The sequence below is a fragment of the Rhodospirillales bacterium genome (genome assembly GCA_028824295.1).
GTDB lineage: Bacteria > Pseudomonadota > Alphaproteobacteria > TMED109 > TMED109 > VXPW01.
In genome coordinates this window covers 81,336-107,516 of the sequence record JAPPED010000026.1, presented here as the reverse complement: position 1 = coordinate 107,516, position 26,181 = coordinate 81,336, and the positions used below count along the sequence as shown (strand labels likewise).

General features: G+C 62.6%; 20 protein-coding genes. 9 read left to right on the top strand and 11 right to left on the bottom strand.

Annotation, left to right across the window (positions count from 1 at the left end; genetic code table 11):
* The gene (gene leuS, locus OXH60_11035; GenBank protein MDE0712653.1) at positions 1-2,562 is read right to left on the bottom strand and encodes a leucine--tRNA ligase; all 2,562 of its coding nucleotides are present in this window, start codon (positions 2,560-2,562) and stop codon (positions 1-3) included.
* Positions 2,540-3,223: a thiamine phosphate synthase gene (locus tag OXH60_11030; GenBank protein ID MDE0712652.1), complete on the bottom strand. Its 684-nt coding sequence runs from the start codon at positions 3,221-3,223 to the stop codon at positions 2,540-2,542. Before OXH60_11030 ends, leuS begins: the two co-directional genes overlap by 23 nt.
* 19 nt (positions 3,224-3,242) lie before the next feature.
* Here OXH60_11030 and OXH60_11025 point away from each other — a divergent pair, with 19 nt between their 5' ends.
* The 8 genes from OXH60_11025 (at position 3,243) to OXH60_10990 (ending at position 14,221) form a co-directional block, all read left to right on the top strand.
* The gene (locus OXH60_11025) at positions 3,243-3,935 is read left to right on the top strand and encodes a YggS family pyridoxal phosphate-dependent enzyme (protein ID MDE0712651.1); all 693 of its coding nucleotides are present in this window, start codon (positions 3,243-3,245) and stop codon (positions 3,933-3,935) included.
* Positions 3,936-4,366: 431 nt separating this feature from the next.
* On the top strand, positions 4,367-5,671 hold the full coding sequence (locus OXH60_11020; protein ID MDE0712650.1) for an ammonium transporter: 1,305 nt from the start codon (positions 4,367-4,369) through the stop codon (positions 5,669-5,671).
* A gap of 475 nt (positions 5,672-6,146) precedes the next feature.
* Positions 6,147-7,184: a site-specific DNA-methyltransferase gene (locus tag OXH60_11015; protein ID MDE0712649.1), complete on the top strand. Its 1,038-nt coding sequence runs from the start codon at positions 6,147-6,149 to the stop codon at positions 7,182-7,184.
* Complete coding sequence (locus OXH60_11010) at positions 7,153-8,094, top strand: alpha/beta fold hydrolase (GenBank protein ID MDE0712648.1); 942 nt, start codon at positions 7,153-7,155, stop codon at positions 8,092-8,094. The genes OXH60_11015 and OXH60_11010 overlap by 32 nt, the downstream gene beginning before the upstream one ends.
* Before the next feature lie 337 nt (positions 8,095-8,431).
* Complete coding sequence (locus tag OXH60_11005) at positions 8,432-9,736, top strand: ammonium transporter (GenBank protein ID MDE0712647.1); 1,305 nt, start codon at positions 8,432-8,434, stop codon at positions 9,734-9,736.
* A gap of 138 nt (positions 9,737-9,874) precedes the next feature.
* Positions 9,875-11,062 carry an aminotransferase class I/II-fold pyridoxal phosphate-dependent enzyme gene (locus OXH60_11000; GenBank protein MDE0712646.1) on the top strand — a complete coding sequence of 396 codons (1,188 nt, stop codon included), beginning with the start codon at positions 9,875-9,877 and terminating at the stop codon, positions 11,060-11,062.
* Between the two features lie 251 nt (positions 11,063-11,313).
* Complete coding sequence (locus OXH60_10995) at positions 11,314-13,533, top strand: DNA translocase FtsK 4TM domain-containing protein (protein ID MDE0712645.1); 2,220 nt, start codon at positions 11,314-11,316, stop codon at positions 13,531-13,533.
* 13 nt (positions 13,534-13,546) lie between these two features.
* Complete coding sequence (locus OXH60_10990; protein MDE0712644.1) at positions 13,547-14,221, top strand: outer membrane lipoprotein carrier protein LolA; 675 nt, start codon at positions 13,547-13,549, stop codon at positions 14,219-14,221.
* Positions 14,222-14,471: 250 nt separating this feature from the next.
* Here the strand turns inward: OXH60_10990 and OXH60_10985 are convergent, their stop codons facing one another.
* The 4 genes from OXH60_10985 to OXH60_10970 form a co-directional block, all read right to left on the bottom strand.
* Positions 14,472-15,245: an amino acid ABC transporter ATP-binding protein gene (locus OXH60_10985; protein MDE0712643.1), complete on the bottom strand. Its 774-nt coding sequence runs from the start codon at positions 15,243-15,245 to the stop codon at positions 14,472-14,474.
* A gap of 12 nt (positions 15,246-15,257) precedes the next feature.
* Positions 15,258-16,334 carry an amino acid ABC transporter permease gene (locus tag OXH60_10980; protein ID MDE0712642.1) on the bottom strand — a complete coding sequence of 359 codons (1,077 nt, stop codon included), beginning with the start codon at positions 16,332-16,334 and terminating at the stop codon, positions 15,258-15,260.
* A 32-nt stretch (positions 16,335-16,366) separates the two neighbouring features.
* Complete coding sequence (locus OXH60_10975; protein ID MDE0712641.1) at positions 16,367-17,551, bottom strand: amino acid ABC transporter permease; 1,185 nt, start codon at positions 17,549-17,551, stop codon at positions 16,367-16,369.
* A gap of 92 nt (positions 17,552-17,643) precedes the next feature.
* On the bottom strand, positions 17,644-18,684 hold the full coding sequence (locus OXH60_10970) for an amino acid ABC transporter substrate-binding protein (protein ID MDE0712640.1): 1,041 nt from the start codon (positions 18,682-18,684) through the stop codon (positions 17,644-17,646).
* A gap of 222 nt (positions 18,685-18,906) precedes the next feature.
* On the opposite strand from OXH60_10970, the gene OXH60_10965 reads away from it, so the two are divergent.
* Entirely contained in the window at positions 18,907-19,431 is a 525-nt protein-coding gene (locus OXH60_10965) for a DUF3574 domain-containing protein (protein MDE0712639.1), read from the top strand.
* Positions 19,432-19,776: 345 nt separating this feature from the next.
* On the opposite strand, the gene OXH60_10960 is transcribed toward OXH60_10965, so the two are convergent.
* From OXH60_10960 to OXH60_10940, 5 genes are all read right to left on the bottom strand, one after another.
* On the bottom strand, positions 19,777-20,184 hold the full coding sequence (locus tag OXH60_10960) for an NUDIX domain-containing protein (protein MDE0712638.1): 408 nt from the start codon (positions 20,182-20,184) through the stop codon (positions 19,777-19,779).
* A 5-nt stretch (positions 20,185-20,189) separates the two neighbouring features.
* Positions 20,190-22,088: a propionyl-CoA synthetase gene (locus tag OXH60_10955; GenBank protein MDE0712637.1), complete on the bottom strand. Its 1,899-nt coding sequence runs from the start codon at positions 22,086-22,088 to the stop codon at positions 20,190-20,192.
* A gap of 134 nt (positions 22,089-22,222) precedes the next feature.
* Positions 22,223-22,966, bottom strand: coding sequence for a Bax inhibitor-1/YccA family protein (locus OXH60_10950; GenBank protein ID MDE0712636.1), 744 nt, complete (start codon positions 22,964-22,966; stop codon positions 22,223-22,225).
* Between the two features lie 119 nt (positions 22,967-23,085).
* Positions 23,086-24,867, bottom strand: a complete 1,782-nt coding sequence (gene aspS, locus OXH60_10945) for an aspartate--tRNA ligase (protein MDE0712635.1) — start codon at positions 24,865-24,867, stop codon at positions 23,086-23,088.
* Positions 24,868-24,972: 105 nt separating this feature from the next.
* Positions 24,973-26,172, bottom strand: coding sequence for a mandelate racemase/muconate lactonizing enzyme family protein (locus OXH60_10940; protein MDE0712634.1), 1,200 nt, complete (start codon positions 26,170-26,172; stop codon positions 24,973-24,975).
* Positions 26,173-26,181: the final 9 nt, after the last annotated feature.

Below are 26,181 nucleotides of genomic sequence, written 5' to 3'. Positions count from 1 at the left end.
CTACCGGGCAACGACGTTGACTACCCTGTCCGGGACAACGATCACTTTGCGCACCTCCGCGCCCTCGATCGCACGGATCACGTTCGGCAACTGGAGTGCTGCTTCCCGAGTGTCTGCCTCGCCGGCCCCGAGGGCAAGTTCGATCGTGCCCCGAAGTTTACCGTTTACTTGGACCGCGATGGTCGCCCGCTCCTCGGCAAGCAGATTGGGGTCAGCTTCCGGCCAGGCACCTTGGCAGATGAATCCGTCGCGTCCCAGTCGCTGCCAAAGTTCCTCCGCGAGGTGCGGGATCAGGGGGGCAGACAACCGCACGAAGGTCTCGAGCGCCTCCCGCAGCGCCCACGCACCGCCGGTTCCGGCTGTCGCCACATCGAAACGAAGGAACGCGTTGGACAGGGCACGCAGGTGGGCGACGGCCCGGTTGTGGCGGAATGCTTCGATGTCTTCTTCCACCGCGCGGATCGTACGGTGGGTGGTCTGTCTCAGCGCGTGGGCGGCCGGGGCAAACCGGGTCGGCTGGGCAGCTCCGACCGGTCCGGGCTCAAGTTCGTCGAACGCTCGCCAGATTCGCTGCAGGTAGCGGGCGGCGCCCTCCACGCCGGAGGTTGTCCATTCGAGATCGCGCTCGGGCGGGCTGTCTGAAAGCATGAAGAGGCGCGCGACGTCAGCCCCGTAGGTGGCGATGATGTCGACGGGATCGACGACGTTGCGGCGCGACTTGGACATTTTTTCGACTCGCCCAGCGACGACCGGCGCCCCGTCGGAACGGCGCCGGAAGCCGCCGTTGCCACTCGCCTCGACCTCTTCCGGGTAAAGCCAGGTGCCTTCCGCTGGTTCCCGATAGGTTTGGTGGCAGACCATTCCCTGGCAGTAGAGGCCGTCGAACGGCTCGTCGAAGGGCAGTTCGCCGATATCGCGAAGCGCGCGCGTAAAGAAGCGTGCGTACAGGAGGTGGAGAATGGCGTGTTCGATGCCGCCCACGTACTGGAACGTCGGGCACCATCGGGCAACCGCCTCGCGGTCGAGCGGCTGATCGGCTTGGGCGGAAATGTACCGGTAGTAGTACCAGGCGGAATCGACGAAGGTGTCGAGGGTCTGGGTTTCGCGCTCTGCGGCCGAGCCGCAGGTCGGGCAGTCGACCGTCTTCCATTCCGCGTGCCGCTCCAGTGGGTTGCCCGGCCGGTCGAACTTGACGTCGTCGGGCAGCGTTACCGGAAGATCGGAATCAGGCACCGGGACGACACCGCAGTCCTGGCAGAAGACGACCGGCACCGGGCAGCCCCAGTAGCGCTGGCGCGACGCGCACCAATCGTGGATTCGGTACTGAATGCTGCGTTCTCCGTGCTCTCCGAGTCGGTCGATGACCGTCTGTTTCGCCGCGGTCACGTCGAGTCCGTCGAGGAATTCGGAATTCTTGAGCGTGCCATCGCCAACGTATGCCTCGTCCGGCCCGGGGCGCTCGACGCCGGGCGGCGGGTCCACGACGGGAACCACATCGAGTTCGTGGGCGCGGGCGAAATCGAGGTCGCGCTGGTCGTGTGCGGGCACCGCGAAGATGGCGCCGGTGCCGTATTCCATCAGGACGTAATCGGCGACGAAGACACGGAGTGAGCGCTCAAGGAAGGGATGCTGCACGCGGAGTCCCGTGTCGACGCCGGTCTTTCCGGCAGGGCCCGCCGCCTCCCGGTTCCGCCGGCCGGGATCGCGCGTGCATTCCTGAATGAACGCGGCCACGGTCGGATTCGTGTCGGCACAGGTTCTGCTGAGAGGGTGATCCGGGGACAGCGCTATGAAGGTGGCTCCAAAGATCGTGTCCGGCCGCGTCGTGAAAACCTCGACTTCTTCGCTGCCGCCCAGCACCTGAAAGCGCAGCCGGGCCCCCTCCGACCGTCCGATCCAGTTCCGCTGCATGGTCTTTACGCGCTCTGGCCACCGCGGCAGATGATCGAGTGCATCAAGGAGTTCGCCCGCGTAGCGGGTGATGCGGAAGAACCATTGCGGCAGCAAACGCCGTTCGACCGGGGCTCCTGAGCGCCAGCCCCGCCCGTCAATCACCTGTTCGTTGGCAAGGACCGTGTGCTCGACAGGATCCCAGTTGGCCCACGCCTCGGCCCGATAGATCAGGCCGGCGTCCAGCATCTTGAGAAAGAGACGCTGCTGTTCGCGCATGTACACCGGGCTGCAGGTCGCCACCTCGCAGTCCCAGTCGTAGCTGAGGCCCATCGACCGGAGCTGGGCGCGCATCGTGTCGATATTGGACCACGTCCACTTTGCCGGATGGATGCCGTGCTCCATGGCGGCGTTCTCGGCCGGGAGCCCGAATCCGTCCCAGCCCATCGGATGCAGCACGCTGTACCCGCGGGCCCGCGAGTACCGGGCGAGCACGTCCCCCAGCGTGTAGACCCGGACGTGACCCATGTGAATGCGTCCCGACGGATACGGGAGCATCTCCAGGACGTACCGGTCCGGTGCATCTGACGGCGGTGGCGTGCGGTAGACCTCCGCCGCTTCCCAAGCCTCTTGCCATTTGGCTTCAAGTTCAGCGGGATTGTAAGCGGACATACGTTCGGAACCGTCGTGCGTCGCGCGGATTCGCGGGCCGGACCTGAGGTCGGGTGGAGGGCGGCCCACACCATACACGGAGCCCGGCCAATTCTCTGTGCGCGCCCGCGTGCGCGAACAGACCGCTCCCGCATAGTGCGTAGACACCCAGACCCGTCAGGCGGCGGGCCGATATCGGCGTGATGCCACCCAACGCGGCGACCGGACCCGGGAGCCGGCGAGCAAGCAGACCCAGACGCAGCGGCCCGAGGGGAACAGCCTCCGGATGAGCTTCGGTGCGGAACACGGGCGCGACGATGAACAAGTGGGCGCCGCTGGCCCTGGCCCGGCGCAGGTCGCCGGCCCGATGCACCGACAGCGTGACCAAACCTCTGGCGCACGGCGGGCGCCGGGACCAGCTCGGGACGTGCACGCCTGCGGTCACCGATGACGACGACCGGGGTTTCGACATCCCGGCGAGCAGCACCAATCCCTGTCGTCGGCATAGCCGGGCAAGCTCGCGGGCGCGGAGACGTCGCTCAGGATTGCGGTAATCGCGATAGATCACGCCCATGCCTCGGGGCAGCGTGGGTACGATCTCACGGGAGTCGATGCCGCGCTCCTCGGCGCTGAGAAACCACAGCCGAGGCAGGCGGGGAGGTTTGCTAGGATCAATCGTCATGGCGCTCGCAATCTAGGTCATGCGCGCACGGCCTGCCGCTACCTCTGGGCTTGTCTCGCGCTGGCAATCGGTGCTGGCCACCGTCCGTGCGGCCGAGCGGGAGGCTGGGCGAGATCCCGACGGCGTCTCCCTGGTTGCCGTCTCGAAGGGCGTGGCCGCTGACACCATCGAGACACTGCTGGCAGTCGGCCATCGCGCCTTCGCGGAAAACCGCGTTCAGGAAATGCAGGCCAAATGGCCGCCGCTCCTGGAGCGCTACCCAGCTGCCGAACTCCGTTTCGTAGGACGGCTGCAGTCCAACAAGGTCACGGCTGCAGCCGGGCTCGCACACGTCATCGAGAGCGTAGATCGCGAATCCGTGGCTCGCGCCTTGTCGAACTGCAGTGCGGTTCGCGACCGTGCCGTGCGGCTGCTGGTCCAGGTCAATGTCGGTGAGGAGCCACAGAAGGGCGGTTGCCCGCCGGCCGAAGCCGGCCGCTTCATCACCTGGTGTCAGGCGGAGCTGGGACTGCGCGTTTCGGGTGTCATGGGAATCCCCCCCAAAGATACGGATCCGGTTCCGTACTTCGGGCTGTTACGGACGTTGCGGGACCGCATCGGCCTGGCGGAACTGAGTATGGGGATGAGCGCCGACTACGAGGCCGCAATTCAAATGGGCGCGACCCATGTCCGGGTCGGAACCGCCGTGTTCGGCCCACGCCCTCGGACATAGGACCTGGGCTGGTCATCAGGACCGCTCGGGCGTCGACGCGCGTACGCTGACGGCGCCATGCTTTGGCGGTTCCGCAAGCAGCCTATCGACATAACCGCATATAATTTCATCACTACTGAACACAACACGGCTATAAGTTAGGCAGTTGTAGCGTCAGCGGTGCTGACCGGTGCCCTCCGGCAAAATTGGCATGATTCTTGTTTGTAACTATTGCGGGGGCTCGCACCTGCTCACACGTGCCCTCTGCCGCAAACCCGCGGTCAACTGAACCGGGTTCTTCTGCGGCTCGGCCGCCGTAAGGCCCTTGCTGGACGCTGGGCATTGTCAGGGAGTTTTGGTCATCCAAGCCGGAAGCGGAACGGAGGCGGCCATTCGCTTGGCGCCTCTCTTCGTCGCGTGAGCGGAGTTCCGGGGATGCGTCGGAGAATCGCATGAAACTATTCCTTGTTTCCGGGGTGGCCGTTGCGGCCGTCCTGTTCGGACCTGCTGCGGCCTTGGCGGCGCCCTCGCCAGAAGATGCGGCCTTCATTTTCAACACCTTGTCGTTCCTCGCGAACGGAGCCCTGGTGTTCGCGATGGCTATCGGCTTTTGCATGCTTGAAGCTGGCATGGTGCGGTCGAAGTCAACGAGCGCGATTTGCGTCAAGAACATTGGGCTGTTCTCGATCGCCGGCGTCACCTACGCGATCGTCGGCTACAACCTCATGTACAACGGGGTCGACGGCGGCTTCATCGGGTCTCTGGGACTCTTCGATACGCCAGACCCGGCTTCCGAAGCTTCCGATGGCGGTTATGCGGCGGCGTCGGACTGGTTCTTCCAGGTTGTGTTTGTGGCGACGACCGCTTCGATCGTGTCAGGGTCTGTCGCCGAGCGGGTTCGCGTGATTCCGTTCGTTCTGGTGATTGCCGTGCTGGTGGCCGTCATCTATCCGATTCAGGGCGCGTGGTCATGGGGCGGCGGCTGGCTGGCCGAATTGGGCTTCTCCGATTTCGCCGGCTCTACGATCGTGCACTCCGTTGGCGGCTGGTGCGCGCTGGCCGGGATCATCCTGCTCGGCGCACGGCGGGGGAAGTTCGCGGCCGACGGCAAGGTCAATCCGATGCAGGCATCGGCCGTTCCGCTGGTGGCGCTCGGCACCTTCGTGCTGTGGATCGGGTGGCTGGGATTCAACGGCGGTTCGCAGCTGGCCTTGGGGTCGGTTGAGGACGCCAGCGCGATGTCGCGGATCTACGCGAACACGTACCTCGCCGGATGCGGGGGAGCGCTAGCGGCAGCGGCGACGTACTTCGCCGTTTTCCGGAAGCTCGACATCACGCTGATTCTCAACGGAGTGCTCGGTGGCTTGGTCAGCATCACTGCGGAGCCATTGGCCCCATCATTCGTACAGTCGATCTTGATCGGCGCCATCGGTGGCGTGATCGTGGCGGTCGGTGTGCCCTTCCTCGATCGAATCAAGCTTGATGACGTGGTCGGGGCGGTTCCCGTTCACCTGTTTGCCGGAGTGTGGGGAACCATCGCCGTTTGCCTTACCAACCCCGAGGCAAGCCTCCTATCCCAACTGATCGGCATCGTCGCCATCGGCGCGTTCGCTTTCCTCGCGAGCCTGCTGGTGTGGTACGTGGTCAAGCTCGTGATGGGCATCCGCCTCGATGAGGAGGATGAAATGCACGGTTCTGACCTAACCGAAGTCGGAGTGGCGTCGTACCCCGAGTTCGTCGCCGGTCGCTCCGGGTGATCCCGGTGGCCGGAACGGCCCTTGAGACCGACCAACCGACGTGAAGGCATGGCGCCGGATGAGGGAATCTCATCCGGCGCTTCCGTCGCGACGGCCCGGACGCCGGGAAGCATTGGACCCATGTGCGGATCCTCGGAAGGAGTCTCGAGCGGCGCGGGCAGGGTGCGGCACTGCCATAGGAGGTCGTCCTCTGATGGTCGTCGCGTTCCGCCGTTCGAGACGGCGCGGTTCAGGTGCCGGTCGGACATGAAGCCAGATCGGCGCCGGTCTGCGGGAGGTAGCCAAGCACCGCAGTCGCGAAGGACTTCGCGCCCTTTCGCGAGCTGCACGGGGTCACGGACATCTCACGGGATCCCGGCCAATCTGGGACTTGGTCAACGGCCTCGGCAACGAGCGCGTTCGGCTGGCGATCGTTTGCGCAACCAACTGCTTCGTTCGAACGGAGCCGCCCCCTGCGATCTGACGGAACGAGGTGATGGCTGAGCCCAACTGGAAGAATCGGACGTTTTTCCTCGGTGACAATCTGGGGTTCCTGGAGGCGATGAACAGCGAATCCGTTGACCTCATCGCAACCGATCCACCATTCAACAAAGGGCGCGATTTTCGCGCCACGCCTGACAGCCTGGCGGCGGGCGCGAAGTTTCAGGACAGATGGTCGTGGGAGCAGGACGTGCAACGGGACTGGGTAGACCAGATCACCGATAGCCATCCGGGTCTCATGCGCCTCATCGCCGCCGCGAGGGACACGTACAGCGACGGTATGGGAGCTTTCCTGTGCTTCATGGCCGTGCGCCTCTTGGCCATGCGGCGGATCCTGAAGCCGACCGGGAGCGTCTACCTCCACTGCGATCCGACCGCGAGCCACTACCTCAAACAGCTCTTGGACGCGGTGTTCGGGCACCGGAATTTCAAGAACGAAGTCGTGTGGTGCTACAAGTCGGGGGGAGTGAGCAAACGGCAATTTGCCAGGAAGCACGACATCATTCTGTTCTACGCCAAAGCGGAAAAACTCTGCCGTTTCAACGTTCTCAAGGTCAAGTCGTACGGCCGAACCGGTGGCGGGCAAGGCGGCGCCGTAAAGTATTTCCGCGATGGTCAGGGCACGTATTCCATCGTTTCTGCTCGGGACTGGTGGGATATGTCGATGCTTTCCACGACTCACGGCGAGCGCCTTGGCTATCCGACGCAAAAACCAATCGCCCTCTATGAACGCATGATTCTCGCCAGCAGTGATGAAGGGGACATGGTTCTCGACCCCTTCGCCGGATGCGCGACCACGCTGGTGGCCGCCGAGCGGCTCAAGCGACAATGGGTGGGCATCGATATCTGGTGTAATGCCAAGGCCGTGGTCCTCCAGCGACTGGGCCGCGAGGGTCTTCTTGCCGAAGGGACCGCGGGCCAACGCCGTCTGTTCACCGAGGACGTGACGTTTACGACCGATCTGCCGGCGCGCACCGATGACGGCCGGCCGGCCTTCGGCCATGTGGTGGAGCGGCACACAGCGATGTGCTAGACCCGTTCCGACGTCGGATCAGGCGCGGGGCCGCTTCCGGCCGCCAACGAACCGCGCAGATGGGGGAACACTGACCGTGGGCCATGCAACCGCGCGCGACGGTGTCAAGCTGTACTACGAAGAGACCGGTACCGGAGTGCCGATCCTGTTCATTCACGAGTTCGCAGGCGACTACCGTGCGTGGGAACCGCAATTGGGGCATTTCGGTCGACGGCGACGATGTATCGTCTATTCGGCACGCGGCTACCCGAATTCCGACATTCCGCCGGACCCTGGAAGCTATTCACAGGAACTGGCCCGCGATGACGCGCTTGCCGTCCTGGACCACTTGGAAGTCGAGCGCGCACATATCGTCGGGCTGTCGATGGGCGGGTTCGCCACGCTTCATTTTGGTTTGGCCTATCCCGACCGCGCCCTGTCGCTCACGGTCTGTGGTTGTGGTTACGGCGCGGAGCCTGAGACACGCGACGAATTCCGGGCCCTCTCGCTGGATGTGGCAAGCAGCTTTGAGAAGCAAGGAGCGGCCGGATTCGCCGAGGAATATGGCTCGGGGCCGGGGCGGGAGAACTTCATGCGGAAGGACCCGCGTGGTTGGCGGGCCTTCGTTGCACGACTTGCCGAGCACTCAGACGCCGGGTCCGCGCTGACACAGCGAGGCGTCCAGGCGGAGCGTCCCGGCTTGTGGGACCTGGAAGATCGAATTCGAGCCATTCAGCTTCCGACGCTGATCGTTTCCGGGGATGACGACCAGCGATGCCTGGTACCGGGTCTGTTCCTGAAGCGGTGTGTCAGCAGGGCGCGCCTGTTCGTGATGCCGGATACAGGTCACGTACTCAATCTGGAAGATCCGGCGCTGTTCAACATGGTGCTTGAAGGATTCTTGGCAGACGTCGAGGCCGGCAAGACGTAGCGGACGCTGCCCGTGCGCCGGCGGCACAGGTAACGCAACTTGGCGCGTGAACGGTGCCGTGATCCTCGCGTGCAGCATCGCGCCCCAGGACGATCGTGCACGATGCCGAGGACCGAGGACGGGTGCGCATGTGAAGGGCGTCCCGAGCTCGGCGTCTTGTCCCCGATCAGGGGAAGACCGTTCTCTAGTGCCAGGTCGGATAGACCGGGACGGGATTTCCCAACTAGAGTAGGCATCTCTGGGCGCTGGTTCTGCCAACAGTCGTGACGTGTCCACGATGGTTGTGCTCTGGCCCGATTTTCCAGTTTGTCAAAAACTCTTTCCATCGGAGTATCGCGTGAAAACATTTCGTGTGTCCGGAACGGCTGCTGCTGCCGTTCTGCTCGGGCCGACCGCGGCCCTCGCCGCACCGTCACCGGACGAGATGGCATTCATATTCAACACGATGTCGTTTCTGGTGAACGGAGCGCTGGTGTGCGCAATGGCCATCGGCTTCTGCATGCTGGAATGCGGCATGGTGCGCACCAAGTCAGCCGGCGCCATCTGCATGAAGAAGGTCGGGCTCTACTCGCTTGCCGCCGTTACCTATGCGCTGCTGGGTTACAACCTGATGTACGACGGTGTCGACGGCGGGTACTTCGGTTCATTGAGCTTGTTCGAAATCGCGGATCCCGCGTCGGAGACGGCGGAAGCCTCCTATTCGGTCGCTTCCGACTGGTTCTTCCAGATGGTGTTTGTGGGCACCGTGGCATCGATCGTGTCCGGAGCGGTGGCAGAGCGCGTCAAAGTGTCCGCGTTTCTGTGGGTAGCGTTCGTGATCGTCGCGCTGATCTACCCGATTCAGGGTGCGTGGTCATGGGGCGGCGGCTGGTTGAGCGAATTGGGATTCTCCGATTTCGCCGGCTCCACCATCGTGCATTCCGTTGGCGGCTGGTGCGCGCTTTCGGGCGTGATCCTGCTGGGCGCGCGGCGTGGCAAGTACTCGGCGGACGGCACCGTGAATCCGATGCAAGCGTCGGCCGTGCCGTTGGTTGCACTCGGCACCTTCGTGCTGTGGCTTGGCTGGCTCGGATTCAACGGCGGCTCGCAACTGGCATTGGCGTCGGTTGAGGACGCCAGCGCGATGTCGCGCGTCTACGCGAACACCTACCTAGCCGGTTGCGGCGGGGCGCTGGCAGCGACCGCGGTGTACTACGGGTTCTATCGCCGTCTTGACGTCACACTGATTCTGAATGGTGCGCTGGGCGGCTTGGTGAGCATCACGGCCGAGCCACTGACGCCCACATTCATTCAAGCGATTCTCATCGGCGGTGTCGGTGGAGTCATCGTCGCCGTTGGCGTTCCGTTCCTGGACCGGGTCAAGCTGGACGATGTCGTCGGCGCCATTCCCGTGCATCTGTTCTGCGGGATCTGGGGCACGATCGCGGTTTGCCTCACCAATCCCGACGCCAGTTTCGGCACCCAGCTGACCGGGATCATCGCTGTCGGGCTATTTGCGTTCCTCGTGAGTGCGCTGGCGTGGTACGTGGTGAAGCTCGCCATGGGAATTCGTCTCGATGACGAGGACGAGATGCAGGGTTCCGATGCGGTGGAAATCGGGCTCGTGTCTTACCCAGAGTTCGTGCCGGGTCGCGCCACATAGTCGGCCAAGCCGGTCGGAACCGGTTATCCAAATCAGGGGCTGCGACAGCGTCCCGACGCCGGCCGGGTCCTGCCCGGCCGGCGTCGGTCCGGCGAGAACGCAGTACCCTGACGAAGTGACCTGCACCCAGCCCTGCTGATGTCTGTACCCGTCAACCCCCGCCTGTCCCGGTTGGTCGACTATCCGTTTAGGCGGCTGGATCGACTGCTGGCGGGATTGGCGCCTGCAGCCGATCGGCAAATCGTGATGTCGATCGGCGAGCCGCAACACGCGCCGCCGCCCGTTCTTGTCGAGACGTTGCAACGGCACGCGGGCGAGTGGGGCCGCTACCCTCCAACCCGCGGGACCGACGCGCTTCGTGCTGCCTGCGCAAACTGGCTGATGCGGCGCTATCGGCTACCCGCGGGCATGATCGACCCTGATCGACATGTGTTGCCAGTGGGAGGTACGCGCGAGGGACTGTTCGCGGTGGCCCTTGCTGCTATGCCGGAACGCAAGAGCGGCGAAACGCCGCTGGTCTTGATGCCGGACCCGTTCTATCAGGTGTACCGGGGCGCTGCGGTAATCGCCGGCGCGGATCCGGTGTTCCTGCCATGCAACCGGGCTAGCGGGTTTCTGCCGGATCTTGACGCGATACCGCAGGGCGTGTGGGAGCGCACAGCGCTCTTTTATCTCTGTTCACCGGCCAATCCGCAGGGTGCGGTGGCTGACGGCGAGTATTTGAGGCGATTGATCGCGCTAGTACGGTCGGTCGGCGCGCTCTTGGTCATGGACGAGTGTTATGCCGAAATCTACTGTGAAACTCCGCCGTTCGGCGTGATGGAAGCGGCCCGGGAGCTTGGGGGTGACCTTGCGAACGTGGTCAGTTTTCACTCGCTGTCCAAGCGCTCCAACGTCCCTGGACTGCGCTCCGGATTTGTCGCCGGGGATGCTGCCTTCCTCGAGGCCTTTCTGCGGATGCGTACCTATGGCGGGGGTCAGCAGCCCCTTCCGGTGCAGGCGGCCGCCACCGAACTTTGGAACGACGATTCCCACGTCGAAGACAACCGAGCCCTCTACCGCCAGAAATTCCAAGCGGCTGGAGCCATCTTGGCGGGTCGATTCGAGTTCTATCAACCGGCCGGCGGGTTCTTTCTCTGGCTTGATGTCGGGAACGGTGAGCGAGCCGCTCGGACTCTCTGGGACTCGGCCGGCGTGAAGGTGATGCCGGGAGGCTTCCTCTCCAGTGAAGCCGGGGAAGCAGACCGGCACATTCGTGTGGCGTTAGTGCCGCCTGCCGATGTTGTACGGAAAGGCCTGGAACGTTTGTCCGATGCGCTCGGGTGAGCGGAAATCGATGCGGCCGCGCCGACCGCCGGGCGATGGCCGCACTTGACGGAAGCGTTTCGTAGGCGCACCTTGCGACGAGGGAAATGAACGGGTTTCCAGCGCACCGGGACTACGGCTCGTCAGAGTTTTCGCCGGATGCTCATTCGGCGAGCCGCGTTCGATTGTAGGTCGAGTTGACGGATACTGCGGCGAACAAGGCAGGTCGAAACAAGTGGCGCCGTCAGTGGACCGACCCCGTATGGGGGTTGATGCGGCGGTTGCTGGGAATTTGCCTGTTGGCGGTCGGCGGAGTCCTGCTGCTCACGCTGCTTTCGTCGGACCCAGGCGATCCGTCAAGGTTGGTCCACGTGGACCGGGCGCCCGTCAATTGGTTTGGCATGCCGGGTGCACTGGTAAGCGCCGAGCTCAGAACGTGGATCGGCATGCCCGCCGCATTGGTGGCGACTTTGGCAGTGCTGGCCTGGGGCTGGCGGATGGTTCGTTCGCAATCGCTGGTCCGGTTTGGTTGGCGGCTGCTTGCGCTTGCGCTTGCCTTGGTACTCGCGACCCTGACAGCTGCATGGTTTCAGCTTGGTGAAGGGCCAAGTTCCGCGGTGTTGGGCGCTGCGGAAGTTGTGGGAGCATTCAAGGCGCAGGTCGGGACGGAACTGGCCGATACGTCATGGTTTCAGGCAATCATGGTCACGGTCTGCATGGCGCTGGCCTCGATCGCCTGGTTATACGCCTCTGCCATGCAGGCGTCGGACTGGGCGGGACTGGTCAAGGGACTCCGTGCGGTTTACGCAGCTGTCCGAAAACTGACCGCCGGTATTTCCAGTGACGAGGCAAACGCCCCGGCGCAACGGGTTGCTCCGACGCTAGGGCCCGCGATGGAGGCCTCGAAGGAACGATCACCCAAGAAAAAACGCCGGCGGGTTCAGACTGCCGGCCCGACGCGCATCGGCCAGCGTGAGGATGACGAACGGCAGGCCACACTGGGGATGGACGAGGAGGGCTACCGGCTCCCACCGCTTGGCTTGCTGCGCAAACCGCCGAGACCTGTTCGTGGCAGCGCCGAGGGCCAAGAGGCAAACGCGCGGATGCTGGAGACGGTGCTTGCCGAGTTCGGGATCGCAGGCGTCATCGAGCGGATTCTGTCAGGGCCCGTCGTCACCCGCTACGATTTTGAGCCGGAGCCAGGGATACGGTCGCGTCGGGTGATTTCGCTGGCGCCGGATATTGCCCGGTCGATGTCGGCGCAGGCGGCACGGGTGTCGGTGGTGACCGATCGCAACGCCATCGGCATCGAACTCCCGAATGCCAAGCGAGAGACCGTTTACCTTCGTGAGATTCTCGGCTCAGAGTTGTTCGAAAAACAGCGCGGCAGCCTGATCATTGCGTTGGGCAAGGACATCAACGGCGAGCCCGTCACCGCTGACCTGGCGGGAATGCCACACCTGCTGATTGCCGGCACAACGGGTTCGGGGAAATCAGTCGGCGTGAATGGAATGGTCTTGTCTCTGCTCTACAGGCTTCCCCCGGATCAACTGCGACTGATCATGATTGACCCGAAGATGCTTGAGTTCACCGTGTACGAGGGGATTCCGCATCTTCTGCACCCGGTGGTGACAGACCCGAAGAAATCGGTTGCCGCGCTGCGCTGGGCGGTGCGTGAAATGAATTCGCGCTATCAGACCATGTCGCTGCTCCAGGTCCGCAACGTCGAAGCCTATAACCGCAAGGTCGAGGAAGCTGTCGCACGCGGACGAAAGTTGTCGCGCGAGGTGCAGACCGGATTCGATGCCGAGACCGGCAAACCGGTCTACGAGACTCAGGCCATTGAGCCCGAGCCATTTCCATATCTCGTCATTGTCGTAGACGAAATGGCTGACCTGATGCTCAGCGCGGGCAAGGACTTCGAGCTTGCCATCCAGGCGCTGGCGCAGAAGGCACGCGCTGCCGGCATCCACCTGATCGTCGCAACCCAGCGACCGTCAGTGGACGTCGTGACTGGCACGATCAAGGCAAACCTTCCCTACCGGATCAGCTTTCAGGTGTCGTCCGCCACCGACAGCCGAACCGTTCTCGGAGACCAGGGAGCCGAACAACTGCTCGGGAAGGGCGACATGCTCTATCTGCAGGCTGGCGGGAAAATGCAGCGGGTGCATGGGCCGTTCGTCAGTGACGAAGAGGTTGAACGGGTAGCCGACTTCCTCAGGAACTTGGGAATATCGACGGCATACAACCTCGAAGTAACCGAAGAAGTCGGTGATGCCCAACCCCTGGACTTTTCCGAGGAAGCCGGGCGCGATGCACTCTACGACGACGCGGTCGCCCTGTTGCGGCAAAAGGGCAAAGCCTCGACCAGTTTTCTGCAACGCCATCTCCAGATCGGGTACAACCGTGCCGCCCGCATGATCGACCAACTCGAAAGCGACGGGATCGTGAGTCCAGCCGACCACACCGGTAAGCGCGAGGTGATAGGTTGACCGGGATGCGAATGTGAGGCCGGTCCTCGGCGCACTGCTGCTGTGCTGGCTGCTCGGCGGCGGCCACGTCGACGCCGCGCAGGCCGACCCGCGTCTGGATCGGGTCTGGTCGTTCCTCGAGACGCTTCCGCCACTGACCGCTCGGTTTATCCAGCAGGATCCGGACGGAACACTCCGAAAGGGCTGGATCGCGGTGTCTCCGCCAAGGCGGGCCCGCATTGAGTACGAGCCTCCCGACAACACCGTGCTGGTGGCCAACGGAACGTATCTGGTCTACCACAATCCCGATGCAGGTCAGACGGCACACTTCTCGTTGGACCAATTGCCGTTGCGGGTGTTGTTCGAGGGCCGGCGTCCGACTGCGGACGACAACCTGCAGATCCTGCAAGTGGCTGAACGCAATGAATTTCTTGCCGTTCGGATTGCTGCGCTGGATGATGACGGCGTCCAGATTCCTGGCTGGATTGAGCTCGTGTTCCTGCAGCAACCCTTTGGCCTCGCCGGTTGGAAGCTGGTTGACGTGCAGCAGCGCTCGACGGTCGTGATCCTGGAAGACCTGGCGGCGGCCGAATTCGCTGCGCACGACATGTTCAGCCTGACGGACGACATGATTCAGCGGGGCGATCTGTGGCGCGGGCCGTGGGCTCAGCGGAGGGTATTGCCGAGCAACCCTCGCGGCATACGCTAGACGTCGGACGCAGCGCTTGAGCGGCTCCGCACCTGACTGCCGCCACCACCGGCGCGCTCAAGCCCGTGAAGGAACGCTCCCGGGTGGCGTCGTATTCGCTGCCTGATTGCGCGCGGGTCGCGCGGCCGGGCACACGCTTGTACGGGACCATCCGGGCCCATATGCGCGAAGTTGTTGGCTGTCCCTGTCAGAGCGTCGGACAGGAGTTCAGGAGTACGCCAGCGACGGGGCCGGCGCCAGGCGTGGCGCCTTAGTGTCTGAGGATCTGGCTGAGGAACAGTTTCGTCCGGTCGGACTGCGGATTGTTGAAGAAAGCGTCCGGGGTGTTTTCCTCCACGATCTGCCCGTCATCCATGAAGATCATGCGATCGGCTACTTGTGCAGCAAACCCCATTTCGTGCGACACGATGATCATCGTCATGCCGCTTTCGGCCAAGTCCGTCATGACATCAAGAACTTCCTTGATCATTTCGGGATCCAGCGCTGAAGTCGGTTCGTCAAACAGCATCACGCGCGGTTCCATGCACAGAGCCCTGGCAATGGCCGCTCGTTGCTGCTGGCCTCCCGACAGCTGACCGGGATATTTGGTGGATTGGTCGAGAATTTGCACGCGGTCGAGAAGTCTCTTGGCGGTCTCTTCAGCCTCCTGACGCGGCATGTGCCGAACCCAAATCGGACCTAGGGTGCAGTTCTCGAGAACGGTCAGGTGCGGGAAGAGATTGAACTGTTGGAATACCATCCCGATATCGCGCCGAACCAGATCTATGTTCTTAAGGTTCCGCGTCAGTTGCGTGCCATCGACGGTAATGGAACCTTCTTGATGGTCTTCCAGCCGGTTGATGCACCGAATCAGCGTCGATTTTCCGGATCCCGACGGACCGCAGATGACGACGCGTTCCTGGGACGCGATTGACAGGTTGATGTCGCGAAGGACGTGGAATGCTCCGAACCACTTGTTGAGGTTCGAGATCTGGATAAGCGGGGCGGCCGGCGCGTTGGAGGACTCGGGGGTTGCGGTCGACATGGCGCGGCGCTCCTAGTGACGGTCCTGGCTCAGCTGCTTTTCCAGTGAGACCGAATAGCGAGACATGAGGAAGCATATGACGAAGAACACCGCGGCCGAGAACAAGTAGGCCTCATGGTCGACATCACCGATCCAGTCCGGATTGGTCTGCAGCAAGCGGGCATGGCCCAGGAGATCAAACAAGCCGATGATGATAACCAGCGTGGTGTCCTTGAATAAGCCGATAAACGTGTTGACGATCCCCGGAATTGAGATCCGTAGCGCCTGCGGCAGAACGATGAGCCGCATGGTCTGCCAGTACCCCAGCCCCACGGCCTGTGCCCCCTCGATCTGTCCCTTTGGAATGGCCTGCAGGCCGCCGCGCACGACTTCCGCCATGTAGGCCGAGGCAAACAGCGTCACCATGATGATCACCCGCAGCAGCTGATCGAGCGATACTTCCGGTGGGAGGAACAGCTGCAAGAGCACGATGGCGACGAACAGGAGCGTAATCAGCGGGACGCCCCGAACGGCCTCGATGAAGGTGATCGAGAGAAGTCGGATGACCGGCAGACGCGACTGGCGGCCCAGTGCCAGCAGAATTCCGACGGGAAGAGACAGCACGATGCCGGTAAGCCCAACAACCATGTTGAGCATGAAGCCGCCGAATTTGTCTGTTGAAATTACCTCGAGGCCAAAGCCGCCGACGAGGAGATAGGCCGCAAGCAACGGGTAGACATACGAGAACCAGCGACCGAACTTGGCCCCAGGCATGTTGTCGACCAGCACATACAGCAGCGCTGGAACGAGAAGCAATGCGGTGACGTTGACCCGCCAGTGCGCGTCAGCGGGGTAGAACCCGTAGAAGAACTGCCCCAGACGCTGATCGAGCCAGGCCCAGCACGCGCCGATTCCCGAACACGCAGTCCCGCTGTCGCCGGAGAATTGCGCGTCGATCAATCCCCAGGCGACGAATGGCGGAATGATCAGCACGAGTAGCGCCACCGAAACCAGCGTCAATGCCGTGTTGGCATAGCTCGAGAACAGATTGATGCGGAGCCAGCCGATGACGCCGACCTCTGTGATCGGCGCCGGGCGCGCAGGAAGCATCTCGCTTTGGTCTCGGAAAAACATCTGGTCGTTTACCGCTCGCGCACCAAGGCGGTGCGCTTGTTGTACCAATTCATCAAGACCGAGGTTAAGAGACTGAGGGTCAGATAGAACGCCATGTAAATTGAAATGACTTCAAGGGCTTGGCCGCTTTGATTCAGGACGGTTTCTCCAATGGACACGATGTCCTGATAGCCGATTACCACCGCCAACGAAGAATTCTTGGTCAGATTCAGGTACTGGTTCGTGAGGGGCGGAATGATGACGCGCAAGGCCTGCGGGAGAATGATCTTGCGGGTTCTCAGGCCGGGCGGCAGTCCCACGGCTCGCGCCGCTTCAATTTGTCCCTTGTCGACCGCAAGTATGCCTGAACGAACGACTTCAGAGATGAATGCGCCGGTGTAGAGGGACAGCGCCAGCCACAGTGCGATCAATTCCGGAGTGACATTGAACCCCCCCTCGAAGTTGAATCTTCCCAAGAGGGGGATGTCCAGATCGACCGGCAGTCCGAGAAACAGGGTCGACAAGGCCGGGAGCCCGAAGATCAGACCGATCGCGCTCCAGCCCACAGGAAACGTCCGTCCTGTCTGTTCGTGTCGTCTTCGAGCCCACCGAGCGAGGACAAACGTGCCGACACATCCTGCAACGAAGAGTGCGAGGATGAACTGGAACGCGTCCTCGAATATCGGTTGCGGCATCCGGATGCCGCGATTGTTGAAAAACACGACATCCGCGATGGAAATGCTGTCGCGCACCCTTGGCAGGGCCAGGATGACAACCCACCAGAAGATGATCTGCAGAAGCAGCGGGACGTTGCGGGTCAGCTCGACGTAGACCGTGGCGATACGGCTTACCAGGAAGTTGTTCGAAAGCCTCATCAGGCCGACGACAAAACCGATACCTGTCGCCGCCATAATCCCGAGCGAAGCGACGAGAACCGTGTTGAGCCCGCCAACGAGAAACGCCCGCCCGTAGCTTGACGTCGACTCGTAGTCAATGAGCCGCTGGTTGATGTCAAACGACGCAGGGTCTAGGAGAAAGCCGTATCCGGACGCAAGACCGGCGTGTTTCAGATTGGCAGCGGTATTCCAGATAATGAACGCGAAGAAGAGCGCGAGGCCAGCAACCGCGAGGACCTGAAAGGCGATCCCCCGAAGCCGTTCATCGGTCCAAAGATAGCCAAGCTGTTCAATTCGGGTGCTGGACGGGGTGGCCATTACCTGCTTCGATCCGGCTCACATCACGTTGGCTGCCGAGAGTCGCCCGGACCCTCGGCAGCCACGACAATGTTATGCCGTTGATCGTATCGTCAACGGAACGGAGGAGAGTACAGGATCCCGCCCGCGGAGTACAAGGCGTTCAAGCCACGCTCCAAACCGAGCCGAGTGTCGGGTCCGAGGTGGCGTTCGAAAATCTCGCTGTAGTTCCCAACGGCCATGATGGCTCTGGCCGCCCAGTCGGCATCAAGCCCCAACATGGCGCCCATGCTGCCTTCGCTGCCGAGAAGGCGCTGGACTTCCGGATTGTCAGATCCGCCGTCTTGTGCCAGTGCCTCGACGTTCGCCTGAGTAACGCCCAATTCCTCTGCCGAGATGAGAGCGTTGAGCACCCAGCGAGTGATATCTGCCCATTGGTCGTCGCCTTGGCGCACCACCGGTCCGAGCGGCTCTTTCGAGATGATTTCGGGAAGAACCATGTGATCGTCCGGATTGTCGAACGTCGCCTTCGTGGCGGCGAGCCCTGACGCGTCAGAGGTATAGACGTCGCACCGGTCGGCCTCGTACGCGGCACGGGCTTCAGAATTGGTCTCGATGGGAACGGGCTCGTACGCCATGTTGTGCGTTCGGAAGAAATCCGCCAGGTTCAGCTCGGTCGTCGTGCCGGTTTGAATGCAAACCGATGCACCATCGAGTTCCGTCGCGCTGGAAACACCTAGGCTCTTCGGCCCAAGGAAGCCCTGGCCGTCGTAGTAGTTGACCCCTACGAACGTCAACCCCAGGTCCACGTCACGCGAAAATGTCCAGGTGGTGTTCCGTGCCAGCACTTCGATCTCGCCTGCCTGCAACGCCGGGAAGCGGTTCTTCCCCGTGAGGCTGACGTACTGGATCTTGCTGGCATCTCCCAGCACGGCGGCAGCCAGCGCCTTGCAGTAGTCGACGTCGAACCCAACCCAATTTCCTGCGTCATCGGTGTTTGCGAAACCGGCGAGGCCGGTATTGATTCCGCATTTCAACTCATCGGCAGCGCGGACGTCGTCAAGCGTGGCCCCATGGGCTGTGCCCGCGATTCCCGGCAACGCGAACGCGGCCAACACTGCACAAGACAACACCCGTCGTGTCGTTGCGATCATCGTAAGTTCTCCATATCGCGCGAAGATTGCCTGCCGTTGACGAGCTTCTGCTTCAAACGCTTCCATACCGCTTGACAGAAGCTGTCCAAGACGAGTCAACCATAGGGAAATTCGTACTTAATGTCAACATAGTTATATCTATTTTCACAATGCTGATATCGCCAGAACTGGTACAATAGGCCAATTAAATTTAAACTTTCCTTTACTCTTGTGTCATACTAGTTGGACAGGATTGACAAGTGTTCTATCTTCTGGACGGTGACGTCATCTGACAATGCCGAAGTCCGATACTTCGTGATAGAAGAAAAGATGGTGCGACGACTAGACCAATGCTGCTGGCTGGCAGCAATCATGTTGATCGTGGCAGCGGGGGGTTCGCCGCATGCGCGCGCGGATGATGGGGCCGAGGTCTGCCCGGAGGGAACTGAGCAATTCACGGAATATCGACTGTATTTCGGCCGTAACCTGGGGAGCGTCGAAGTCGTGAGCGATGCGGCTTGGAGCGCTTTCCTGTCGGATGAGATTACGCCGCGTTTTGGCGATGGCTTGACTGTCGTCGATGCTGCCGGGCAGTGGCGCGACAAGGCAGGCGCGATTGTCCGGGAAAAGTCCAAGCTTGTCGTGGTCCTTACCGGGGCCGAAGACTCGGGATTGAAGCGGACCGACGAGATTGTGCGGGCGTACAAGGAAGCATTTGCTCAAGAGGCCGTGCTGCGGACGATCAGCACCGTTTGTGCATCATTCTGACGGGGTCAGCGACTTCGGAGGCCGGCGTCGAGATCATGTGCAAGAGCACCATGGCGGGTGTTCGCATGCACGAGTGCTGACACCATTCGGCCGGAGTGACGGCTGCCCAGCACCCGACATTGCGACGGCTTCGGCGTCGCCCTGCCCGGAGACAGCCGGATACCGGAACGCGACGCGACCGGAAGCGGTCGACGGCTTCGCGTCGTCCTGTTGCCCGAGCGTGGCCACAACGCTTGGCTGCATGGACGGCAATCGGCCGAACCGGCTGTGGCGAGGGTATCCGATGGCTCTGGTTGTCTCAGGCGACGTTGGCCGCACGTGTGCGAAGCGGAGGACTTCCTCGCGTCAGGCCGCCAGGTCCAGGGCGCGCCTGAGAGCTACTTGCTCAGGTTCGGCCACGTCCTCTGCGCCAAACAGTGCTTGTGCCTCTACGAACCGGAGGGGAAGAAATTCGGGCGGTTGTGGGGCAGGCTCGCCATCTGCTGTAACGGCGTAGTACAACGGCGTATACGGCGCATCTGTCCAAGGCGACATGAGCGTCCCTGGCGCGTGGAGCAGCTGAAGCACGTGCGCCTTGAGACCGGTTTCTTCGCGGAACTCCCGCACCAGGGCTGTTTCCGGCGTTTCCCCGTCCTCGACGCCGCCGCCCGGGAATTTCCGCGCCAGTACCGGGCCGACCATTTCCCGGGCGATCAAGACTTGATAGTCGCGTACCAGCAGGCCGTAGGAACGAAGATTGGCAGGTCCTCGCATGGGCGCTATTGGTGAGGCAAGCCAACGGCTCCCAGTGCGGACTTGATGCCGTCAAGGACGGACGGATCCTCGATCGTCGGCGGGACCTTCGGAGTTCGCCCGTCCGCGATTGCCGCAATGACATTTCTCAGAATCTTGCCTGAGCGCGTCTTGGGAAGCTGCTGTACGACAGCGGCCGTCCGAAAGGACGCAACTGCGCCGATCGCATCACGTACCATTTGCACGGTCTCGGCGGCGATCGCATCCGACTCCCGGGTCACGCCGGCATTGAGCACCAGCAAGCCGATCGGAACTTGTCCCTTGAGGCGATCGTGCACTCCTACGACGGCGCATTCGGCGACGTCTGCATGCTGGGTCAGAACTTCTTCCATGGCACCCGTGGATAACCGGTGTCCCGCGCAATTGATGATGTCGTCGGTCCGCGCCATGACCCACACGTAACCGTCCTCATCGATCATTCCGGCGTCGGCGGTGCTGTAGTAGCCGGGAAACACGTCCAGATAGACCTTGCGAAAACGTTCCTGATTGCCCCATAGGGTCGGACTAAAGCCGGGCGGCATCGGCAATCTCGCGACGAGGGCCCCGATTTCACCGGCCGGAACCGCCTGCCCGTCGTCATCCAGCACTTTCAGGGCGTACCCTGGCGCCGGCTTGCCGGCTGAGCCGGGGCGTACCGAAAAACCTTGGGTTCCCGCAAAGTAGCCGGTGATCGACCAGCCGGTTTCCGTTTGCCACCAATGGTCGAATACCGGAACCCCCAAGACCTTTTCGGCCCAGCGGACGGTGTCGGGATCGGCCCGTTCCCCGGCCAGAAAAAGGGCGCGAAAACTGTTGAGGTCGTACGCTTGCAGAAGCTTTGCTTCGGGGTCCGCCCGTCGGATTGCCCGGAACGCCGTTGGGGCCGTAAACAGCACCGAGACATTGTGCTCGGAAATCACGCGCCAGAAAGCGCCAGCGTCAGGTGTACCCACGGGTTTGCCTTCATAGAGAATGCTGGCGCAGCCGTGGAGAAGCGGCGCATAGACGATGTAGGAATGCCCTACCACCCACCCGACGTCGGAAGCGGCCCAGAACACTTCGCCGGGACGGAGTCCGTAGGTCATCGCCATACTGTTGGCCAACGCCACAGCGTGCCCGCCTTGGTCCCGGACGATGCCCTTGGGGTCGCCGGTCGTGCCTGACGTATAGAGGATGTACAGTGGGTCGACGGCAGAAACTGTCACGCAGTCCGCGCGGTCGGCAGTCGCGAGCGCCTGGTCCCAATCCAGATCGCGGCCCTCGATCATGGTGGCCGGCGAAGCTTGCCGCTGCTTGACCAGGCAGTGGGCCGGAGCGTGCTCAGCCAACTCCAATGCCTGGTCCAGCATCGGCTTGTAGGCCACGATGCGATTCGGCTCGATCCCACAACTTCCCGCGACCACGAGCTTGGGGGTTGCATCGTCGATCCGGGAAGCAAGCTCGGGCGCTGCGAACCCTCCGAATACCACTGAGTGAACGGCGCCGATGCGGGCACAGGCCAGCATTGCGATCACCGCTTCAGGGATCATCGGCATGTAGATCAAGACGCGATCCCCTTGGTCGACACCGAGATCACGAAACGCGCCGGCCGCGCGGGCCGCGCAGTCGAGCAGTTCGCCAAACGTGAAGGTTTGCTGGGTTCCGGTTACGGGACTGTCGTAGATCAGCGCCGGGCGGTTGCCGTGGCCTGCCTCGACATGCCGGTCCAGGCAATTGTGACAAGTGTTCAGTTCGCCGTCCGGGAACCAGCGGTAGAAGGGCGGCTCGTCGGCGTCCAGCATGCGACTCGGGGCCCGGCTCCAGTCGAGCAGGGGAACCCGCTCGGCCCAGAACGCTTCCATGTCAGCCACCCAGCCCTGGTAGAGCGCCTCATACGAACCGGACATGCCAGTCCTCCCCGGAGCGAACTCGTCAACGATAGGCAGAAAGATTGCTCGGCAAGCCCCGGCCAACGGCGCTTCCGTCGGGAAGCGCCGAGTGGCCGAGCATGCCCGCTAGTGTGTGCCTTGCTCCGCCTGAGCTATTCCCGGTTTCCGAGAAGCTGAAGCAGGAACACGAAGATCATCAGGAAGTCCAAGTAGAGACTCAGCGCACCCATGACCGCCTGTTTGACCGCCAGCTCACCTGACTGTCCGGCGACGTACATCTCCTTGAGCTTCTGCGTGTCGTAGGCAGTAAGTCCTGCGAAGATCAGTACCCCAAGTACCGAGATCATGAACTGGAGTCCGCTGGATGCGAGGAACAGGTTCACCAGCATCGCGATGAAGATGCCGATCATTCCCATGAAGAGGAACGACCCGAGACCGGAGAGCGACCGCTTGGTCGTGTAACCCCAAACCGACATCGCGAGGAACATGGATGCCGCGATGAAGAAGACGCGAACGATGCTCTCGCCGGTGTAGACGAGGAAAATCGAGGAAAGCGAAACGCCGTAACAGGCCGCGAGGACCCAGAACAGCATCTGTACCGTGGCGGCCTGCAACCGGTGCACGCGGAAGCTCATCAACAGGACCACACCCAGCGGCGCAAACATCACGATCCATGCAAGTGGCGGCGTGTAGAGTGCGAGGCCAACCGATGTCAGCTGCCCGTCGGTGACGGCCAGGGATGAAATTGCCAACGCGACGACGCCAGTGATGCCGAGGCCCGCCGTCATGTAGCCGTAGATCCGCAGCATGTAAGACCGCAGGCCCGCATCGACAGCAGACAGCTGGGACGCCTGCTGGCGAACGAAGGAATTGTTGGTGTAGTGGCCTAAGGCCATGGGCACGCTCCCAGAAAATTTGACAGGGCTGCGCAAGCGCGCGATTCGGATCGCGACCGCAAGCGATTACGCTCCGAAGTATATGGTAGCGGCCTGCTGAACAGACAACGTGGCCGCCGTTACGCTGGCGGCGTGACGGCGCGGAGATGGACTTCCCGGAGCTGCTGGGCGGAGACCGGCCCCGGCGCGCCCATCAGCAGGTCTTCCGCTTGCTGGTTCAATGGAAACGGGATGACTTCTCGGATGTTCGGCTCGTCGGCCAGCAGCATCACGATCCGGTCAATGCCGGGAGCGATGCCGCCGTGCGGCGGAGCGCCGTAGCGGAATGCCTGAAGCAGGGCGGGGAAACGCCGCTCAAGTTCGTCCAGGCTGTATCCGGCGATGGCGAACGCCTTGATCATGATGTCTGGCCGGTGGTTTCGGATGGCTCCGGAGGAGAGTTCGACGCCGTTGCAGACGATGTCGTACTGCCAGGCCAGGATGTCTTCCGGATCGGCCGCAGTTTCCAGTGCTTCAAGGCCCCCTTGGGGCATCGAGAACGGATTGTGGCTGAACTCGATCTTGCCCGTGTCCGCGTCACGCTCGTACATCGGAAAATCTACGGTCCAGCAGAAACGAAATGCGCTGTCATCGATCAGATCGAGTTCCTCGCCGAGCTTGGTGCGGGCTACGCCCGCGAAGGTTGCCGCCCGGGCGGGCTGGTCGCACACGAAGAAGACAGCGTCTCCGGGGCCAGCCCCGGTCGCATCGCGAATCGCTGCTTCGGCTTCGGGAACCAGAAACTTCGCAATCGGGCCCTTGCCGCCCTCGTCGTCGTAGATGACGTAGCCAAGCCCGGCCGCGCCCTGCTCTCGGGCCCAGCGATTGAGCCCGTCGAAAAAGCTCCTTGGACGCTGGGCTGCGTTCGGGGCAGGAATGCCGCGCACGACGGCTCCCTTTTCGATTTGGCTCCGGAATGCGCGGAACGTGACGCCATCGAGCTCGAACGCAGCGGTAATGTCGGCGATTTCCAGCGGGTTTCGAAGGTCGGGCTTGTCGGTTCCGTAGCGCAGCATCGCGTCACGCCACGCGATCCTCGGGAAGCTGCCGCCAGCAACGGGTCGGCTTCCATGTTCGGCGAACACGTCGCGGAGGAGCGGCTCTACGGCTTCGAACACGTCATCCTGCGTTGCGAACGCCAGCTCGACATCGAGCTGATAGAACTCTCCGGGACTTCGGTCGGCCCGGGCATCTTCGTCTCGGAAGCAGGGAGCAATCTGGAAGTAGCGGTCGAAGCCCGAGGTCATCAGAAGCTGCTTGAACTGCTGTGGAGCCTGCGGCAGGGCATAGAACTGTCCAGGATGCAAGCGACTCGGGACCAGAAAGTCTCGAGCGCCTTCCGGTGAAGACGCAGTGAGGATGGGTGTCTGGATCTCGAGGAAGCCCTGTTCGGTCATGCGCCGACGGATCATTGCGATGACATCGGCTCGCAGGCGCAGGTTCCGCTGCATCTTCTCGCGACGGAGGTCCAGGAACCGGTACGCGAGACGGACCGATTCGCCGGCATCCTGCCCGCCCGCCACCTGGAGCGGCAGCGTTGCAGCAGGCGATTCAACGTTGAATGTCTGGATCCGGACTTCCACGTCCCCCGTCGCCAGCGTTGGATTCACCGTGTCCTCCGAACGGGCGACGACCGGCCCGGTGACGGTCACCACGCTTTCGACACGTACGGATTCAACGGCGGCGAAGAATTCGGCATCGCCGGCCACCACGATCTGGGTCAAGCCGTAGTGGTCGCGAAGATCCACGAACAGCAGCCCGCCGTGATCACGTTTCGAGTGCACCCATCCCGACAGGCGCACGGTCGTGCCGACGTGTTCGGCGCGGAGTTCGCCGCAGTTGTGGGTCCGGTACGGATGCATGGCGAGGTTTCCCGTGGGCCGTCCGCTGCTAGGGCGCGCCGATGATAGGGCTGTCGGGCACTGCCGCCACCGGTGGCGGCTGCAGACCGGGAACCGGGGCCGCCCCTAGTTCGTCCAATGCCGGTCCGTGCTCGGCCGCGGCGGGTGCGCACGAACGGCTTCTTCGTTGACTTCCGTGCCCCAGCCAGGCTCCTTGGGCAGCACCAGCTTGCCGTCCCGGATGACGGGCACGGTCGTTACCAAGTCATCCTTCCACGGAACCTCGTCGATGTCGATTTCCATCACCCGGAAGTTCGGGACGGTGGCCGAGAAGTGCGCGCTGTGCAGCGTCGAGAGATGTCCATAGAAGTTGTGCGGCGCGACGTTGATTTCGTACGCATCCGCCATGGTCGCGATCTTGAGGCTTTCGGCGAGGCCGTTCCAGACCACGTCGATGATGCAGACATCGACGGCGCGGCGTTCGAAGAACGGCTTGAATTCACGCCGGCGGTAGAGCGACTCGCACGAGGCGATCGGCGTGCTCACGGCTTCGCGGATACCGGCCAGTGCCGTCGCGTCGAAGAGGTCGATTTCGGCCCACATCAGGCCCAGATCGTCAAGGGCCCGGACGATGCGCCGGTAGCCCTCCGGCCGGTAGTTGAAGTTCAGGTCCACGAGGATTTCTACATCCGGTCCAGCGCCCGCGCGAAAGGCCTCCACCTGGGCACGGAGCGCGCGCTCCACGGAGAGGTCGGGAGAGAGCTGGGGGCTGCTTGCTCCCACTCCGAAGCCGGGCATGTAGAGTTGCGGCCGCTCACCATCGAACAGGAATATGTTGGTCTTGAGTGCGGTGAAGCCCTCGCCGCGGACGCGCGCGCCCAAGGTCTCGACGTCGGCGAGACTGGTCAGGGGAGGTTGGCCGATCAAGTCCGCGTGCCCCAGCAGGTACGTGCCGCAATGGGACCAGTAAAGACGCAGCTCCTCGCGCACCGGACCACCGAACAGCTCACAAACGCGGACGCCCAACGCGCGCGCCTTGATGTCGAGCAGGGCATTCTCGATGGCGGCAATCGCCTGCTGGTTGACACCTCCGGGAGCCTGGCGAGTGCGTGCGTACAGCATCGCGCTGTGCCGCTCGACCGGGCGTGGGTCCTTGCCGACCAGGTGTTGTCCGAGCGCCATGATCACGGCGCTGAGACCGGCGCTTCCGTAACTCTCGTTGAACTCCGCCCAGCCGGTGATTCCTTCGTCGGTAGTGGCCTTCAGGAACGACAGTACGCGCCACCCGCCGTCCGCGTGGAGAATCTCAAAACCAGTGAGCTTCATGGCAATTCA

Excerpts from the sequence above, each read along its gene's own strand:
- leuS (MDE0712653.1), bottom strand. The coding sequence starts at position 2,562 with ATGTCCGCTTACAATCCCGCTGAACTTGAAGCCAAATGGCAAGAGGCT.
- OXH60_11030 (MDE0712652.1), bottom strand. The coding sequence starts at position 3,223 with ATGACGATTGATCCTAGCAAACCTCCCCGCCTGCCTCGGCTGTGGTTT.
- OXH60_11025 (MDE0712651.1), top strand. The coding sequence starts at position 3,243 with ATGCGCGCACGGCCTGCCGCTACCTCTGGGCTTGTCTCGCGCTGGCAA.
- OXH60_11020 (MDE0712650.1), top strand. The coding sequence starts at position 4,367 with ATGAAACTATTCCTTGTTTCCGGGGTGGCCGTTGCGGCCGTCCTGTTC.
- OXH60_11015 (MDE0712649.1), top strand. The coding sequence starts at position 6,147 with ATGGCTGAGCCCAACTGGAAGAATCGGACGTTTTTCCTCGGTGACAAT.
- OXH60_11010 (MDE0712648.1), top strand. The coding sequence starts at position 7,153 with ATGTGGTGGAGCGGCACACAGCGATGTGCTAGACCCGTTCCGACGTCG.
- OXH60_11000 (MDE0712646.1), top strand. The coding sequence starts at position 9,875 with ATGTCTGTACCCGTCAACCCCCGCCTGTCCCGGTTGGTCGACTATCCG.
- OXH60_10995 (MDE0712645.1), top strand. The coding sequence starts at position 11,314 with ATGCGGCGGTTGCTGGGAATTTGCCTGTTGGCGGTCGGCGGAGTCCTG.
- OXH60_10985 (MDE0712643.1), bottom strand. The coding sequence starts at position 15,245 with ATGTCGACCGCAACCCCCGAGTCCTCCAACGCGCCGGCCGCCCCGCTT.
- OXH60_10980 (MDE0712642.1), bottom strand. The coding sequence starts at position 16,334 with ATGCTTCCTGCGCGCCCGGCGCCGATCACAGAGGTCGGCGTCATCGGC.
- OXH60_10975 (MDE0712641.1), bottom strand. The coding sequence starts at position 17,551 with ATGGCCACCCCGTCCAGCACCCGAATTGAACAGCTTGGCTATCTTTGG.
- OXH60_10970 (MDE0712640.1), bottom strand. The coding sequence starts at position 18,684 with ATGATCGCAACGACACGACGGGTGTTGTCTTGTGCAGTGTTGGCCGCG.
- OXH60_10960 (MDE0712638.1), bottom strand. The coding sequence starts at position 20,184 with ATGCGAGGACCTGCCAATCTTCGTTCCTACGGCCTGCTGGTACGCGAC.
- OXH60_10955 (MDE0712637.1), bottom strand. The coding sequence starts at position 22,088 with ATGTCCGGTTCGTATGAGGCGCTCTACCAGGGCTGGGTGGCTGACATG.
- OXH60_10950 (MDE0712636.1), bottom strand. The coding sequence starts at position 22,966 with ATGGCCTTAGGCCACTACACCAACAATTCCTTCGTTCGCCAGCAGGCG.
- aspS (MDE0712635.1), bottom strand. The coding sequence starts at position 24,867 with ATGCATCCGTACCGGACCCACAACTGCGGCGAACTCCGCGCCGAACAC.
- OXH60_10940 (MDE0712634.1), bottom strand. The coding sequence starts at position 26,172 with ATGAAGCTCACTGGTTTTGAGATTCTCCACGCGGACGGCGGGTGGCGC.